11 protein-coding genes are annotated in these 14402 nt (G+C 74.4%); 6 read left to right on the plus strand and 5 right to left on the minus strand.

All coding sequences use genetic code 11. The features are described from left to right. Window positions 1–53 precede the first annotated feature (53 nt). From QSK30_RS27100 to QSK30_RS27110, 3 genes are read left to right on the plus strand one after another with little or no spacing between them, the layout of a single operon-like run. Window positions 54–1043 carry a GDP-L-fucose synthase family protein gene (locus tag QSK30_RS27100; RefSeq protein ID WP_285507015.1) on the plus strand — a complete coding sequence of 330 codons (990 nt, stop codon included), beginning with the start codon at window positions 54–56 and terminating at the stop codon, window positions 1041–1043. Beyond that, window positions 1043–2269, plus strand: a complete 1227-nt coding sequence (locus QSK30_RS27105) for a glycosyltransferase family 4 protein (protein ID WP_285507017.1) — start codon at window positions 1043–1045, stop codon at window positions 2267–2269. Before QSK30_RS27100 ends, QSK30_RS27105 begins: the two co-directional genes overlap by 1 nt. Before the next feature lie 9 nt (window positions 2270–2278). After that, window positions 2279–2902, plus strand: coding sequence for an arsenate reductase/protein-tyrosine-phosphatase family protein (locus tag QSK30_RS27110; RefSeq protein ID WP_285507018.1), 624 nt, complete (start codon window positions 2279–2281; stop codon window positions 2900–2902). A gap of 200 nt (window positions 2903–3102) precedes the next feature. Here the strand turns inward: QSK30_RS27110 and QSK30_RS27115 are convergent, their stop codons facing one another. Further along, a complete protein-coding gene (locus QSK30_RS27115) occupies window positions 3103–4143 on the minus strand; it encodes an LCP family protein (protein WP_285507020.1) in 1041 nt (346 codons plus the stop codon). Window positions 4144–4308: 165 nt separating this feature from the next. Between QSK30_RS27115 and QSK30_RS27120 the strand changes: the two genes are divergently transcribed. Continuing rightward, window positions 4309–5667 carry a sugar transferase gene (locus tag QSK30_RS27120; RefSeq protein WP_285507024.1) on the plus strand — a complete coding sequence of 453 codons (1359 nt, stop codon included), beginning with the start codon at window positions 4309–4311 and terminating at the stop codon, window positions 5665–5667. A 28-nt stretch (window positions 5668–5695) separates the two neighbouring features. On the opposite strand, the gene QSK30_RS27125 is transcribed toward QSK30_RS27120, so the two are convergent. Both QSK30_RS27125 and QSK30_RS27130 read right to left on the minus strand, forming a co-directional pair. Beyond that, entirely contained in the window at window positions 5696–7147 is a 1452-nt protein-coding gene (locus QSK30_RS27125) for a tyrosine-protein kinase domain-containing protein (RefSeq protein WP_285507026.1), read from the minus strand. Between the two features lie 29 nt (window positions 7148–7176). Continuing rightward, the gene (locus tag QSK30_RS27130; protein WP_285507028.1) at window positions 7177–7839 is read right to left on the minus strand and encodes a hypothetical protein; all 663 of its coding nucleotides are present in this window, start codon (window positions 7837–7839) and stop codon (window positions 7177–7179) included. Window positions 7840–8190: 351 nt separating this feature from the next. Between QSK30_RS27130 and QSK30_RS27135 the strand changes: the two genes are divergently transcribed. Then, the gene (locus tag QSK30_RS27135) at window positions 8191–8892 is read left to right on the plus strand and encodes a GntR family transcriptional regulator (RefSeq protein WP_352231630.1); all 702 of its coding nucleotides are present in this window, start codon (window positions 8191–8193) and stop codon (window positions 8890–8892) included. Between the two features lie 366 nt (window positions 8893–9258). Here QSK30_RS27135 and QSK30_RS27140 read toward each other — a convergent pair whose 3' ends face one another. After that, a complete protein-coding gene (locus tag QSK30_RS27140) occupies window positions 9259–9945 on the minus strand; it encodes a dioxygenase family protein (RefSeq protein WP_285507029.1) in 687 nt (228 codons plus the stop codon). A gap of 220 nt (window positions 9946–10165) precedes the next feature. On the opposite strand from QSK30_RS27140, the gene QSK30_RS27145 reads away from it, so the two are divergent. Further along, window positions 10166–12931 (plus strand): ATP-binding protein, encoded by a 2766-nt coding sequence (locus QSK30_RS27145; RefSeq protein ID WP_285507031.1) that lies wholly within the window; start codon window positions 10166–10168, stop codon window positions 12929–12931. Between the two features lie 69 nt (window positions 12932–13000). On the opposite strand, the gene QSK30_RS27150 is transcribed toward QSK30_RS27145, so the two are convergent. Continuing rightward, window positions 13001–14140 carry a S1 family peptidase gene (locus QSK30_RS27150; RefSeq protein WP_285507033.1) on the minus strand — a complete coding sequence of 380 codons (1140 nt, stop codon included), beginning with the start codon at window positions 14138–14140 and terminating at the stop codon, window positions 13001–13003. Window positions 14141–14402: the final 262 nt, after the last annotated feature.

The raw sequence follows: 14402 nt of genomic DNA on the forward strand, positions 1-14402 counted from the left end.
AGCGCCACCAGGGCTGCCCGGTCAGCCCACCCAGGTCACTCGAAAGGATTGGCATGCGCGCCCCCGAATTCACCCGATCGGCCAAGATTTTCGTGGCGGGCCACCGCGGCCTGGTCGGGTCGGCACTCGTCCGGCGGCTGCGCGCGACCGGCCACCACGACCTGGTGCTGGCGACGTCGTCCGAAGTGGACCTGCGCGACCGCGGCGCCACCGCGCGCTTCCTGCTCGACCGGCGGCCGGAGGTGATCGTCCTGGCCGCGGCCAGGGTCGGCGGCATCGCGGCGAACGCCGCCGCGCCCGCGGACTTCCTCTCCGACAACCTGCGGATCCAGCTCTCGGTGCTGGACGCGGCCCGGGCGCTGGGCGTGCCGCGGGTGCTCTTCCTCGGCTCGTCGTGCATCTACCCGCGCGAGGCCCGCCAGCCGATCAAGGAGAGCGCGCTGCTGACCGGGCCGCTGGAGCCCACCAACGCCGCCTACGCCATCGCCAAGATCGCCGGGATCACGCACGTGCGGTCGGTGCGCGAGCAGGACGGCCTGCCGTGGATCACCGCGATGCCCACCAACCTCTACGGCCCCGGCGACAACTTTCACCCGACCGGGTCGCACGTGCTGCCCGGCCTGATGCGCCGCTTCCACGAGGCGGCCCAGTCCGGCGCGCACTCGGTCACCGTCTGGGGCACCGGCACGCCGCGCCGGGAGTTCCTGCACGCCGACGACCTCGCCGACGCCTGCCTCACCCTGCTGGCGGGCTACGACGGCCCCGACCCGGTGAACGTGGGCACCGGCCGTGACATCACCATCGCCGACCTGGCCCGGCTGGTCGCCGAGACCGCGGGCTACACCGGCCGGATCGAGTTCGACCCGAGCAAGCCCGACGGCACCCCGCGCAAGGTGCTCGACATCAGCACGCTGACCGGCCTGGGCTGGGAGCCGCGCATCCGGCTGCGCGAGGGCGTGGCCGCCACCTACGCCTGGTACCTGGAGAGCCTCGACCTGCCGCGCCAGCGCGGCGAGGTGCGCGGGCACGAGGTGGTCCGCTGATGGCCCGGGTGCTGGTGGTGGGGCTGAACTACGCCCCGGAGCACGCCGGGATCGCCCCGTACACCACCGGGATGGCCCGCGCGCTGGCCGAGGCCGGGCACGAGGTGCACGTGGTGGCGGGCTTCCCGTACTACCCGCAGTGGGCGCTCGCGCCGGGCTACCGCGGCCTGCGCACCCTGGAGCGCGACGGCGCGGTCCGGCTGACCAGGCTGCGCCACTACGTGCCGGGCAGCTCCACCGGGGTCCGCCGGATCCTGCACGAGGCGTCCTTCGCCGCGCACGCCTGGGCGCGCGGGCGGCACCGGGCCGACGTGGTGGTCGCGGTGAGCCCGTCGCTGCTGTCGGTGGCCGCCGCCGCGCGGATCGCCCGCGCCCAGCGGGCCCCGCTCGGCGTGGTCGTGCAAGACCTCTACAGCACGGCCGCCACCGAGGTCGCCGACCTGGGCGGGCGCGCGGGCGGGGCGGTGCGCTCGCTCGAGTCGCGGCTGCTGCGCGGAGCCGAGGCCGTGGTGGCCGTGCACGCCCAGTTCGCCGAGACGCTCACCGGCCTGGGTGTCGACCGCGACCGGATCACGGTGATCCCGAACTGGGCGCACATCCCGCGCCCGGCCGAGGGCAGCCGCGAGCGGGTGCGGGCCGGGCTGGCCTGGGGCCCGGGCGAGGTGATCGCGCTGCACGCCGGGAACATGGGCGCCAAGCAGCACCTGACGAACCTGGTCGCGGCCGCCCGCTACGCCCGCGAGCGGCGCAGCCCGGTGCGCTTCGTGCTGCTCGGCGACGGCGCCCAGCGGGCCGAGATCGCCGAGCAGGCGCGCGGGCTGGACACGCTGACCATCCTGGACCCGGTGCCCGACGAGGCGTTCCCGGACGTGCTGGCCGCCGCCGACGCGCTGCTGGTCAACGAGCGGCCCGGGTTGCACACCATGTGCGCACCGAGCAAGCTCACCTCGTACTTCACCGCGGGCAGGCCGATCGTGGCCGCCACCGAGCACGACAGCCCGGCAGCCGCCGAGCTGGCCGCTTCGGGCGCCGGGGTCCGTGTACCCCCCGGCGCCCCGGTTGTCCTGCTCGACGCGATCACCACCCTGGCCCAGGACCCGCGCCGGTGCGGTGAACTCGCTGAGCGCGGGCGCGGCTACGCCGCCGCCCGCCTCAACTCGACCGACGCCGCAGACCGCTACCGCGCCTGGGTGTCCACCTTGACCGAACCGAGCGAAAGCACCTGACGAAACCTGATGTCAGCCCAACCATCAGCCCAACCACACGACGACGCGCACCCGCTGCCCCGCGCGAGCGTGCTGTTCGTCTGCAACGCCAACATCTGCCGATCACCCGTCGCGCACGCGCTGTTCGCCGCCGCCGTGCACGGCGTCACCGGGGAGACCTGGACGGTCTTCAGCGCCGGGATCCGAGCCACGGCCGGCCTGCCGATGGTCGAGGAGTGCCGCGCGGCCCTGGGCGGCACCGGCTTCTCGTGGGAGTTCCGCTCGGCCCTGCTCTCCCCCGACGTGGTCCGCGGCGCCGACGCGGTGGTCACCATGACCCGCACCGAGCTGAGCGAGGTGCTGCGGCTGGTGCCCACGGCGCTGCACCGGACGGTCACCCTCGCCGAGCTGCACCGCTGCGCGCTGCGCGCGCCGGAAGGGCGCCACACCAACGGTCCTGACCGACTGCGAGCCCTGGTCACGCGCACCGTGCGCGACCGCGGGCCGACCCGCCCGGCCGACCCGGCCGACGACGACATCCCGGACCCGGTGGGCCGCTCCCGGCACACGCTCGCCGCGACCACGCAGTCGATCGGCGCCGCCGTGCGCGCGGTCGTGGCCACGGTGGCCCCCGGCGCCACACCACTGCGCTGACGCGGGGCCGGGGGTGCGGCGCCCGGCCGCTCCCCCGGCCGCACACCTCGACCCGGCCGTGCGGTGAAAGCCTGCCACCGCTTACCAGGCGCAGGGCGAGCCCTCGGGTGACCGGCCGTCGTAGATCCGGCTGTGGATCTCGGCTGTGACTCTTGGCCAGTCGCGCGGGGTGGCGGCAGGCAAGCCCGGGCTCGGTGCGCTCAGCCGCCGAGCACCGGTTCCTGGGTCAGCTCGACCGCCTGCTCGGTCCCGATGGCCGCGCAGGCCCGGGCGAGCGCGGGCCCGTCCAGGGTCAGGTACGCCTGCCCGTCGGCGGAGCGGCCGGTGCCCGAGACCGGCGCGGTGTAGAAGTGGATCGCCTCGTGCGGGGTGGCGCCCAGGGCCGCCAGCAACTCGGCCATCCGGGCCGCAGTCAGGCCCGAGTCGACGGTGAGGTCGCGGCTGACGGCGGTGACCACGTCGGCCAGCTCCCCCGGGTGGGTCAGCACCCGGGCCGTGGTGAGCCGGGTGCCGATCGCGCCGAGCAGCCGCTGCTGGCGGGCGATCCGGTCCAGGTCGCCGCCGGGCAGACCGTACCGCTGGCGCACCCAGGTGAGCGCGCGGTCACCCTCGACCAGGATGTCCCCGGCGGGGAACTCGGTGTGGGTCAACGGGTCCACGGTCGCCACCGGGTTGAACACCGTCACCCCGCCGAGCAGGCCGGTGATGTCCCGGACGGCGGCGAAGTCGGCCACCACGACGTGGTCGACGCGCAGCCCGGTGAGGTCCTCGACGGTGCGCACCACCAGCGGCGGGCCGCCCAGCGCCAGCGCGGCGTTGATCTTCGCGGGGCGGTGCCCGGGGATCGGCACCCAGGAGTCGCGCGGCAGCGCCAGGACGTCGACCCGCCTGCCGCCCGCGATGCGCACCAGCATCAGCGAGTCCGCGCGCTCGCCCAGCACGCCGCCCCCGATGTCCGGGCCGCTGCGCCGGTCCGTGCCGATCAGCAGCGCGGTGGTCACACCGGTCCCACCGGTCGCCGCGGGTCGTGACGGCAGTTCGCCGAACACGTCCGGCAGGGTGGTGATGTTCTCCTCGACCGCGGTGCGCAGCAGCCAGCCGAACCCGACGCAGGCGAACACGAAGAGCGCGACGAGGAGCACGATCACCTTGCCCAGCAGGGTGATCGGTCTGCCGCGCTTGCCCGGTGGCGGTGCCGACCAGTCGAACCCGCCCAGACCACAGCCGAGATCAGCGCTCATGGCGAAACCCTACGGTCGACCGGGCGCCTCGGAGCCGAGGTCGGCGCGGATGTCCACGATGGAGTGACATCCGTGCGGCCGGTACCGCATTGATCCACAATGAACCGGGCGGCTTGACCGGGCGCGCGGCCGCCCGATCGGGAGGTCTGTGTGTGGTCGGCTCGGTTGCGGTCACTGCTCGCCGTGTCGGACGCCGCCGTGGCGCTGGCCGCCGCCGGGCTGGTCCCGCTCGTCGGCGGCGGTGGCCGGGCGATCGAGCAACGCCCGCTGCTCACCACCGTCGCGGCCGCCGCCGTCCTGTGGCTCGTCCTCGCCGTCTCCGGCTCCCGCGACCCGCGCGTTCTCGGTGTGGGGCAAGAGGAGTACAAGCGGCTCGTCTCCGCGCACGCGCACCTCGCCGGTGTGATCGCCGTGGTCGGCTACCTCTCGCGCACCGAGACCCCGCGCGCGTACCTGCTGATCGCGCTGCCCGCCGGGCTGGGCGCGCTGCTGCTGACCCGGTGGTGCTGGCGGCAGTGGCTGCACGCCCACCGCAGGCGCGGCGAGGGCTGGTCGCACCGGGTGCTCGCGGTGGGCAGCGGTCCGCAGGTGCGCGAGCTGTCCGAGCAGCTGGCCGGGCGCAGGCACCTGGGCTACGACGTGGTGGCCGCCTGGATCGTCGGCCAGGACGCGGGCACGGACGCCGCCGAGACCGCCCGCGCGGTGCTACGGCTGGCCCGGCGCAACGACGCCGACGTGATCGCGGTGACGACCTGCGACGCGATGGGCGCCGAGGTGCTGCGCAGGCTGGGCTGGCTGCTGGAGGGCACCGGGACGCAGCTGGTCGTGGTCCCCGGTCTGGTGGCGGTGGCGGGTCCGCGGGTGCACACCAGGCCGATCGCGGGCCTGCACCTGCTGTGCATCGAGGAACCGGCGTTCACCGGCGCGGGCCGGGTCGCCAAGCGGCTCTTCGACGTCGCCGCGGCCACCGCCGGGCTGCTCGCGCTGAGCCCGGTGCTGCTGGCCATCGCGGTCGTGGTGCGGGTGGAGAGCCGGGGGCCGGTGCTGCACCGGCAGACCAGGATCGGCAAGCACGGCAGGCCGTTCCGGATGGTCAAGTTCCGCACCATGGTCGCCGACGCCGAGCGCCGCCAGGCCGCGCTGCGCACGGTCAACGAGCAGGACGGGCCGCTGTTCAAGATCCGCGACGACCCCCGGGTCACCCGGGTCGGCCGGTTCCTGCGCCGCTACTCCCTCGACGAGCTGCCCCAGCTCTACAACGTGGTGGTCGGCCGGATGAGCCTGGTGGGGCCGCGGCCGCCGCTGCCCGAGGAGGTGCGCCAGTACGCCAAGGACACCCGCAGGCGGCTACTGGTCAAGCCGGGGCTGACCGGGCTGTGGCAGATCAGCGGCCGCTCCAACCTGACCTGGACCGACGGGATCGCGCTGGACCTGCACTACGTGGAGAACTGGTCGTTCACCACCGACCTGGTGATCCTGTGGAAGACCGCGCGCGTGGTCGCGGCGGGCACGGGAGCCTACTGAGGCTCCGGGGCCCAGTGGTTCCGCGCTCTCAGTGCGTGCGCGCGACCGGCTGCGGCACCGGCGCAGCGGCCGGGTCGACCGACTCGCCACCGGGGTCCGGGGGGCGGCGGAACAGCCTGCGGGCCGCTGAGCCGGGTTTGTCGGCGGCGTAGTTGTAGTAGCCCTGCGCGGCCCGGCTGCTCAGCGGCAGCAGGTTGAGCACGACGCCCAGCAGCCGGGCGCCCGCGTTGTCCAGGATCCGCAGAGACCGGCGGAGTTCATCGCGGTGCACCTTGCCCGCGCCCGCGATCAGCAGCGCGCCCGCGGCGTGGGTGGACAGCAGCGCGGCGTCGGTCACCGGCAGCAGCGGCGGCGCGTCGATGATCACCAGGTCGAACCGCTCGCGCAGCTGGTCGATCAGCTCGGACATCACGGCGGCACCGAGCATCTCGCTCGGGTTGGGCGGGGTGTCGCCCGCGGTGAGCACGTAGAGGTTGCCGCCACCCCAGCGCTGCAGCGCGCCGTCCAGCTCGATCCGTCCCAACAGGACGGTGGTCAGCCCGACCGAGTCGACCAGCCCGAGGTAGTGCGCGATCCGCGGCCTGCGCAGGTCGGCGTCGACCACGCAGACGGTGAGCCCGTTGTCCACACAGGCCAGTGCCAGGTTGACCGCGGTGGTGCTCTTGCCCTCCTGCGGGACCGAGGAGGTGACCACCAGCGCGTCGAGCCTGCACACCGCGTCGACGAACTGCAGGTTGGTGCGCAGCGACCGGAACGCCTCGGCGCGCACGCTCTGCGGCTGCCGCACCAGGGTCGGGTTCGTCCCCGCCTGCCGGTCGAACGGGATCTCGCCGAGCACCGGGGCGTCCACCAGCGCGGTGACGTCGCGCTCGCCGCGCACCGCGGTGTCGAGCAGCTGCCGGACCATCGCCGCGGCGCCGCCCGCCAGGAGTCCGAAGAGGACACCGAGGACCATGTTGAACGGCACCGACGGCGCCACCGGGCGCTCCGGCGGTGCGGCGTCGCGCACCGAGCTGACCCGCACCGGCGACGGATCGTCGCCGACCTTCTCCAGGCTCTCCACCACTGACATGAACGAGCGGCTGACCGCGTTGGCGATGGCCGCGGCGCGCGGGCCGTCCGGGTCGCGCACGGCGATGTCGACCAGCACGGTGTCCAGCGGGGCGGCCACGGTGATCCGGGTGGCCAGGTCGGCCGCGGTGGCGGTCAGGCCGAGCTCGGCGATCACCGGGTCGAGCACCCGGGGGGTGGTCACCACCTCGATGTAGGACTTCACCCGCTGCTGGGAGAAGCTGCTGCCGGAGTAGAGCTCGGTGCCGTCGGCGCCCTGCCGGGTGGAGACGAACAGCTGCGTGCGCGCCTCGTACTGCGGGGTGGTGGCGAGCGTGACGACGGTGGCCGCGACGGTGCCGATCAGCAGGCCCGCCACGACCCAGCGCCAGCGCACGCGCAGGGCGCGCAGGAAGTCCAGCAGTTCCACGGTGTACTCGCCTTCGGGGGTTTCCGGTCTCAGGCGCTCGTAGCGGACCGGCGGGGTCCGGCGGCGTCGGTCAGGTCGATCAGCGCGCGGATGGCCGCCAGGTCCTCCACCACTTTGTCGTGCGTGCGCAGGATCTCGGCGGTGCGCGCACGGGCGTCGGCGAGCGCGGCCTCGGCGTCGGCCTCCGCCGCCGCGGCGGTGCGCTCCGCCTCGGCGTACGCCTCGGCCAACAACTGCTCGGCCGCGGCCCGGGTGTCGGCGGCCTCGACCTCGGCACGGGCGCGCAGCGCGTGCGCCTCGGTCTCGGCGTCGGCGAGCAGGGCGCGGGCCTCGTGCTCGGCCGTGGCCAGCACGCTCGCCACGCGCTCGCCGAGCCCGGGCAGGTCGGCGCGCACCGGGGCCGCCTCAGGCCGCGGGACGGGCACGAAGGGACCCGTGGGGTGGGCCCGGGCCGCGCGCAAGGCGGCGACCGCGCGGTCGGCGCGCTCGAGCAGGGCGCTGATGTGGGCGTCGACCTGGGCGCGGTCGTAGCCGCGGAAGGCGATGTCGAACTGGGTGTCGCCCGCCGTGGCCCCCGCCGCGTGGGGGTCAGTGTCGTGGTCGGTGTCGAACCCGGGGTCGGTGGTGGCTCCGCGGGCCGGGTCGCTCCCGTCGCGCGCGGGGGCGTCGTCGGCCACTTCGGTATGCGCCATGCGCGACAGTCTCCGGCGTGCCCCGCCCGGTTGCCAGCAGGAGACACGGCCCAGCGGCAAGTATCCCCCGATAGGTTGAAATCGAACGATTCATCGTGCGAGCAGGGCAATTGTCGGCGTGGGCGGCTGGGAAGCCGGCCAGGCCGTCGGGTGGTCATCGTGGGACCCGACCACCCCGCGCGGGTCGATCCGCAGCTCAGATGCCACGGTCAGACCGCACTTTGCTAAGTTCGACCGCACGATTTCCGCAGCGGAGGGGGTGGCCCCCTGACCAGGGCCGTCGAGGCGACCGGCGCCGCCGAGCTCGACCGCGCGCTGTCCACCCCGCTGTGGGCCCAGCTGCACGCCGACCTGCTCCGCCGGGTCGACAGCGGCGAGTTCGACGAGGCCTTCCCGGGCGAGCTGGCGCTGGCCGCGGCGTACTCGGTCAGCCGCAACACCGTGCGGGAGGCGCTGCGCAGGCTGCGCGCGGACGGCACGGTGGTCGCCGGGCGCGGGCAACCGCCGCGACTGGGGCGGGCCACCGAGATCACCCAGCCGCTGGGCGCGCTGTACAGCCTGTTCGCCTCGGTCCGCGAGAGCGGCCAGCAGGCGCGCAGCCTGGTGCGGGTGCTCGACGCGCGCGCCGACGGCGTGGTCGCGGTGCGGCTCGGGCTGGAGGAGTCGACGCCCCTGCTGTACCTGGAGCGGGTGCGGCTCGCGGGCGGCGCGCCGCTGGCCGTCGACCGGGTGTGGCTGCCGCTGGCGCTGGCGGAACCGTTGCGGGGCGCGGACTTCAGCGAGACCTCGCTCTACGCCGAGCTCGACGCGCGGTGCGGGATCCGGCTCACCGGTGGGCACGAGCGGATCCGGGCGGTGGTGCCGACCATCGGCGAGCGGCGACTGCTGGCCTCGCCGGAGGGGGTGGCGGCGCTGTCCATCGACCGGCTCGGGATGGCCGAGCGCACCCCGGTGGAGTGGCGGCAGACGGTGGTGCGCGGCGACCGGTTCAGCGTGGTGGCGGGGTTCTCCGCCCGCGCGGGCTACCAGCTCGACGTCGACCTGCGGGCCTGAGCGGGCGCCCGGCCCGCCGGTCCCCGCCGCCGCGGGGAGGTCACGGCGGGGAGATCACGGTCGCGCGGGAGATCATGGTCGCGGCGGGGAGATCACCGTCGCGGCGAAGCCATCGCGGTCGCGGGACGGGGCGCCGGGCCCTGCTGTGCCCGGCGCCCCTACCCCCGTGGCCGTTCCCCGGCCGGTCCGGCCCGGGGGCGACCGCGAGTCCGACGTGGGTGGCACCGGGTCGGGCGGCACCAGACCCGACGCGGGCGGTGGCGGTGCGCGAGGCGTAGGTGCACGGTCCGCCTTCGGTTGTGCCGCCGCGTCGGGTGGTGCCGTCCGCGGCGTCGCGCCGTCGGACGATCATTCCTCTGTGGAGCGTCAGGCCACGTTCAGCACGAAGTCGAAGGTGGCTTCCTTGGCCGAGCCGACGGTGCGGACGTTCATCAGCAGCCGCGGGTCGAAGATGGTGTCGGTGTTGTTGCGCGGCTCCCCGGGGAAGTAGAGCTGGGTGGTCAGGATGCGACCGCCGGGGTTCTGCACCTTGACGTGGATGTGCCGGGTGCGGCCCGGGTAGAGGCCGGGCACGATCGTGGTCAGGGTGAACTTGCCGTTGGCGTCGGTGTACTGGTGACCGCGGAAGTTGTACGTGCGGTTGTCGTAGGTGCCCCGGCTGTCGGCCTGCCAGAAGTCCAGCAGCGCCTTGGCCAGCGGCCTGCACGAGCGGCTGAACACGTAGCCGCTCACGGTGAGCCGGGTGCCGGTGGTGCCGGGCTGGATCAGGCTGGTGCGCTCCGGTGAGCCGGGCTTGAAGTACGGGCCCTCGGTCTGGGCGATCGTCGGCGCGTCGCCGTCGTGGCACTCCGGGGTGAGCTCCAGGTTGACCGGCAGGGTGCTGGGCCGGTTCTCGGCAACGCTCGCCGAGGCGAAGCCCGCGCCGCCGCTCGCCGCGGTGGCGCCGAGCAGACCGGCGGCGGGCACGACCAGCGCGCCCAGTTGCAGCAGGCGCTTGCGAGTGATGTTTCCCTCGCTCGAAAAGTCGTCCTCGGGTGGGAGTTCAGCAGTCACTTGGGGGAACCTCCTAGACGAGATCTCCGGGTGGATGATCGTCACGGACTGGCCTGACCGATGCTGTTGCAGTGATGGATCCGTTGCAATCCGTGGTGATACGGGCTTAACTCAGGCACTACCGTGAGCAGGATCCGTGGTGAACGCGCGGCGTCCGGCCGATCCCGCGTTCCCCCGAGGTTGAGGGTGCAGCATGGAAACCGGTCCTCTGGGAACCACAGTGGACAGATCGACACCGCTCGACCGGGCGCCGCTGGTCGGCCGGGTGGCCGAGCTCGCCCGGCTGTCCTCGGTTGCCCCACCGGCACTCCTGCTGGTCGCGGGCGAGGCGGGGGTCGGCAAGAGCAGGCTGGTGGCCGAACTGCGCGAGCACCCGGACGTGGTCGGCGCGCACTGGCTGATCGGCGAGTGCCTGCCGCTGCGCGAACCGTTCCCACTTGGCCCGGTGCTCGACGCGCTCAGCGGCCGGGACGTGTTCACCCCGCCGGTGGGCCGGGTGGACCGGATCGACGTTTTTCCCAGAGTGCGCGCGGCGCTGGCCGAGCTCGGTCCGGCGGTGCTGGTCGTGGAGGACCTGCACTGGGCCGACGAGGCGACCTACGAGTTCCTGCGGTTCCTCTGCCGCGGCCTGCCGCCCAAGCTGCGCGTGCTGATCACCTACCGCCCGGAGAGCACCCGGGTGGAGCGACCGGTGGTGGATCTCGCGGGCCACCTGCCGCGCTGGGCCAGGGCGGTGGAGGTCACCGTGCGTCCGCTGGAGGTCGACGAGGTCGGTGAGCTGGCCGCGGGCCTGCTCGGGCTGACCAAGGTCACCGCGGAGTTCGCCACCCGGCTGCACGAGCTGACCGGCGGCGTCCCGTTCGTGGTCGAGGAGGTGGCCAGGGCGCTGCCGGACGAGCCCGCGCCCCGGTTGGCCGACGCGCCGCGCTCGGTGCTCGACCGGCTCACCGCCCCGGTGGCGCTGCGCGGTTCCATCGCCGAGCGGCTGGCCGCGCTGCCCCCGGCGGTGCGCGAGGTGGTGGCCGCGGCCGCCACCCTCGCCGCGCCGGTCGAGGAGGAGCTGCTGGTCCGGGTCACCGGGCTGGACCGGGCCACCGCGGGCGACGCGGTCGACCGCGCGCTCGTGCACGGCCTGCTGCACCAACCCTCCCCCGGGCTGCTGGGCACCCGGCACGCACTGGCCACCCGCGCGGTGATCGACCTGCTCACCCCGGGCGAGCTGCGCCGGGCGCACCGCAACGCCGCCGCCGCGCTGGCCTCGGTCGACCCCGTGCCGCACGCCCGGTTGGCCCGGCACTGCAGGCAGGCCGGGATGGTGGAGGACTGGGTGCGCCACGCCGAGGCCGCCGCCACCCGCGCGGTCGCGCTCGGCGACAGCGACACCGCGGCGGAGCTGCTCGCCGACGTGGTCGCCACCGCGGCCGTCGACATCGGCACCCGGGCGCGGGTCGCGGCGCTGCTCAGCCGCGCCGCGCAACCCGGGCTGCGCCACGGCGAGGCGGTGGCCGCGCTGCGGGCCGTGCTGACCGACGACGAGCTGCCCGCCAGTGGGCGCGGGGAGATCCGGTTCGGCCTGGGCATGCTGCTGATCGCGCAGAACGGCGAGGCGACCGAGGGCAGGCACGAGCTGCGCGCGGCGGTCGACGACCTCGACGACCGGCCCGACCTGGCCGCCCGGGCGATGGCCGCGCTGGCCATCCCGTCGGACGCCTCCGGCACCATCGGCGAGCACCTGGCCTGGTCCAAGCGGGCGCTGGGCATGCTCGGCTCGTTCGACGACCACGCCGTGCACACCGCGGTGCACGTCAACCACGCCTCGGTGCTGCTCTACTCCGGTGCTCCCGACGGCTGGCCGGTGTGGCGCGCCGCCCTCGCCCGCGGCAGCACGCCGGAGGCCCGGCTGCACCTGTTGCGCGGGGCCAGCAACGGCGCGGACGCGGCGGTCTGGCTCGGTCACGACGCCCGCGCGCGCGAGCTGCTCGACCTCATCCCCAGCCTGGTGGAGGAGGACGCGGGCCGCTACACCGCGCACTTGGTCGCGAGCACGCGGCTCCGGCTGGACCTGGCCGCGGGCCAGTGGAACGGGTTGGCGGAGAAGATCGCGCAGGTGCGCGCGGGCGCGTGCGCGCACGGACTGCCGCAACTGGGGATCGAGACCCGGATCGTGGCCGCCGAGTTGGCGCTGGCCACCGGGTCGATCACCGAGGCGGAGCGGGACCTGGACGCGGTGCTCACCTTCGGCGCCGCGCTGAACGTCCCGTTGCTGGCCGCGGCGTGCGCGGCCAAGGCGCGGATCGCGCTGGCCGCGGGCCGTCCGGACGAGGCGGTCACGGCGCTGGCACCGGGCTTGGAAGCGGTGCGGCGACACGGGAACTGGGTGTGGGCGTCCTCGTTGGTGCCGCTGGCCTGCGCGGCGATGGTCGCCGACGGCGACCGCGCGGGAGCCGTGCGGCTGCACGAGGAGTTCGCCCGGGAGACCGCCGATCGGGACGCCCCGACCTCGGTGGCCTCGGCGTACGTGGCGGCTGGGCACGTCGCGCGGTCGTCGGTGGCCGCGGCCGAGCTGTTCGAGGCCGCCGCAGCCGGGTACGACGCGATGGGCAGGCCCTACTGGGCCGGGCACGCCCGGGAGGCCGCGGCGAAGGTGCTGCTGGCCGCCGGGGACAAGCAACCGATGCTCGACGTGGTGGCCACGTTCACCGCGCTCGGCGCCCGCTGGGACGCCGCCCGGTGCGCGCAACTATTGCGCAAGCACGGTGTCGCACCGCGCCACCGCGGCGGCAGGCGCGGCTACGGCGACGCGCTCTCCCCGCGTGAAGAGGCGGTGGCGCGGATGGCCGCGCGCGGCAGCACCAACCGGGAGATCGCCGAGGCGCTGTTCATCTCGGTGCGCACGGTCGAGGACCACGTGGCCAACGCCCTGCGCAAGTGCGGTGTGCGCACCCGGGTCGAGCTGCCCGGCGACTTCCCCGGTACCGCCGGATAGCGAAGGCCCGGGTGCCGACTCGACGAGTCGACACCCGGGCCCGCGGCTATACCAGGCGGATCAGCTGGATCAGCTGGTCACCAGGCGCAGCCCGTAGACCGAGAGGATCTCGTTGACGGGCTGGAAGTACGTGGTGCCACCGGAGGAGCAGTTGCCCGAGCCGCCGGAGGTCACGCCCTGGGCCTGGCTGCCGCTGAGCCACGAGCCGCCGGAGTCACCGGGCTCGGCGCAGGCGTTGGTGCGGGTCAGGCCGTTCACCGCGCCCTGGGAGTAGTTCACGGTCTGGTTCTTCGACTGCACCGTGCCGCAGTGCCAGCCGGTGGTCGAGCCGGAGCGGCAGACCGAGGCGCCCACGGCGGCCTCGGTGGAGCCCTTCACCGCGACCGTGGTGGAGCCGCTGTAGCGGTTGACGACACCGCGCGGGGTCCAGTTGGTGTTGGTCTTGACCCACGAGTAGTCGTTGCCGGGGAACGACGAGCCCTGGAAGGTGCCCTGGGCGACCCGGTTCGAGCCGCTGGTGGACGCGCCGCGGGTGCCGCAGTGGCCCGCCGAGACGAAGCCGCCCTGCACCGAGAAGCCGACCGAGCAGCGCGAGCCGCTGCCGATGTAGTACGCGTCGCCGCCGCGCACGTCGTAGAGGGTGCGCGGGGCCTCGGTGGACTCGACCACGCTGATCGCCGAGCCGTCGACGGTCGCGGCGAACCGCTTGGCGGCCTCGCCCGAGCCCTTGGCGGTGGTCAGGGTGACGGTGTTGCGCTGCACGTCGACGTACCAGCCGGTCACGCCGCGCGGGGCGGTGGCGGCCTGGGCGTCGAGCTTGGCCGCGGTGGCGTCCAGGCTCTTGGCGCTGTGCTTGACCACGGTCGCGTTCGCGCCGCGGGCCCGCACGTCGGCCGCCTTGGCCGCGTCGGTCACCCCGACCACGAGCTTGCCCGCGGCGGCGTCGTAGTAGGCCCCGCCGAAGGACTCGGTCAGCGCGCCGCGCAGGTCGGACTCCAGCGCGGTCGCCTTGGCCTCGCTGTCGAGCCGGGCGAGCGCGGCGTCGCGGGTCAGGCCGAGGTCGCGCTCCATCGCGCTGAGCACCTCGGGGGACGCCTGGTCGGCCGCCGGGGCGGTCGGCGCGGCGTCCTGGCCCGCGAACGCGGGCAGGGTGACGACGGCGGCGGCCGCCGTGGACAGCAGCACAGCGGCGACGAGTGTGCGTTTCACATTGACTCCATCGGTGCTCGATTGCAGGGGGAAGGCCCGTGGCACGGCGGGCCCACATTCCGCCGAATACCCTTGAGCCCTCACTCACGAGGTATCCGGCGATACCGAAAATAATGCTCGACGTGGTCCCGAAAACACAAGGGCAACTTGTTACCGGACGGCAACCCAGTGTGAATGTGATCGAGCCCGAGCATTTCACCACAACCATGAGCGGCATTCGGTTTTCCACCGGGAGCAGCAGCTCAGGATGGTTACCGAGGGC

It is taken from the genome of Actinokineospora sp. NBRC 105648 (assembly GCF_030269645.1).
Classification (GTDB): Bacteria; Actinomycetota; Actinomycetes; order Mycobacteriales; family Pseudonocardiaceae; genus Actinokineospora.

Bases quoted from the DNA above. Each gene is read 5' to 3' on its own strand.
- QSK30_RS27100 (WP_285507015.1), top strand. From the start codon at position 54: ATGCGCGCCCCCGAATTCACCCGATCGGCCAAGATTTTCGTGGCGGGC.
- QSK30_RS27105 (WP_285507017.1), top strand. From the start codon at position 1,043: ATGGCCCGGGTGCTGGTGGTGGGGCTGAACTACGCCCCGGAGCACGCC.
- QSK30_RS27110 (WP_285507018.1), top strand. From the start codon at position 2,279: ATGTCAGCCCAACCATCAGCCCAACCACACGACGACGCGCACCCGCTG.
- QSK30_RS27115 (WP_285507020.1), bottom strand. From the start codon at position 4,143: ATGAGCGCTGATCTCGGCTGTGGTCTGGGCGGGTTCGACTGGTCGGCA.
- QSK30_RS27130 (WP_285507028.1), bottom strand. From the start codon at position 7,839: ATGGCGCATACCGAAGTGGCCGACGACGCCCCCGCGCGCGACGGGAGC.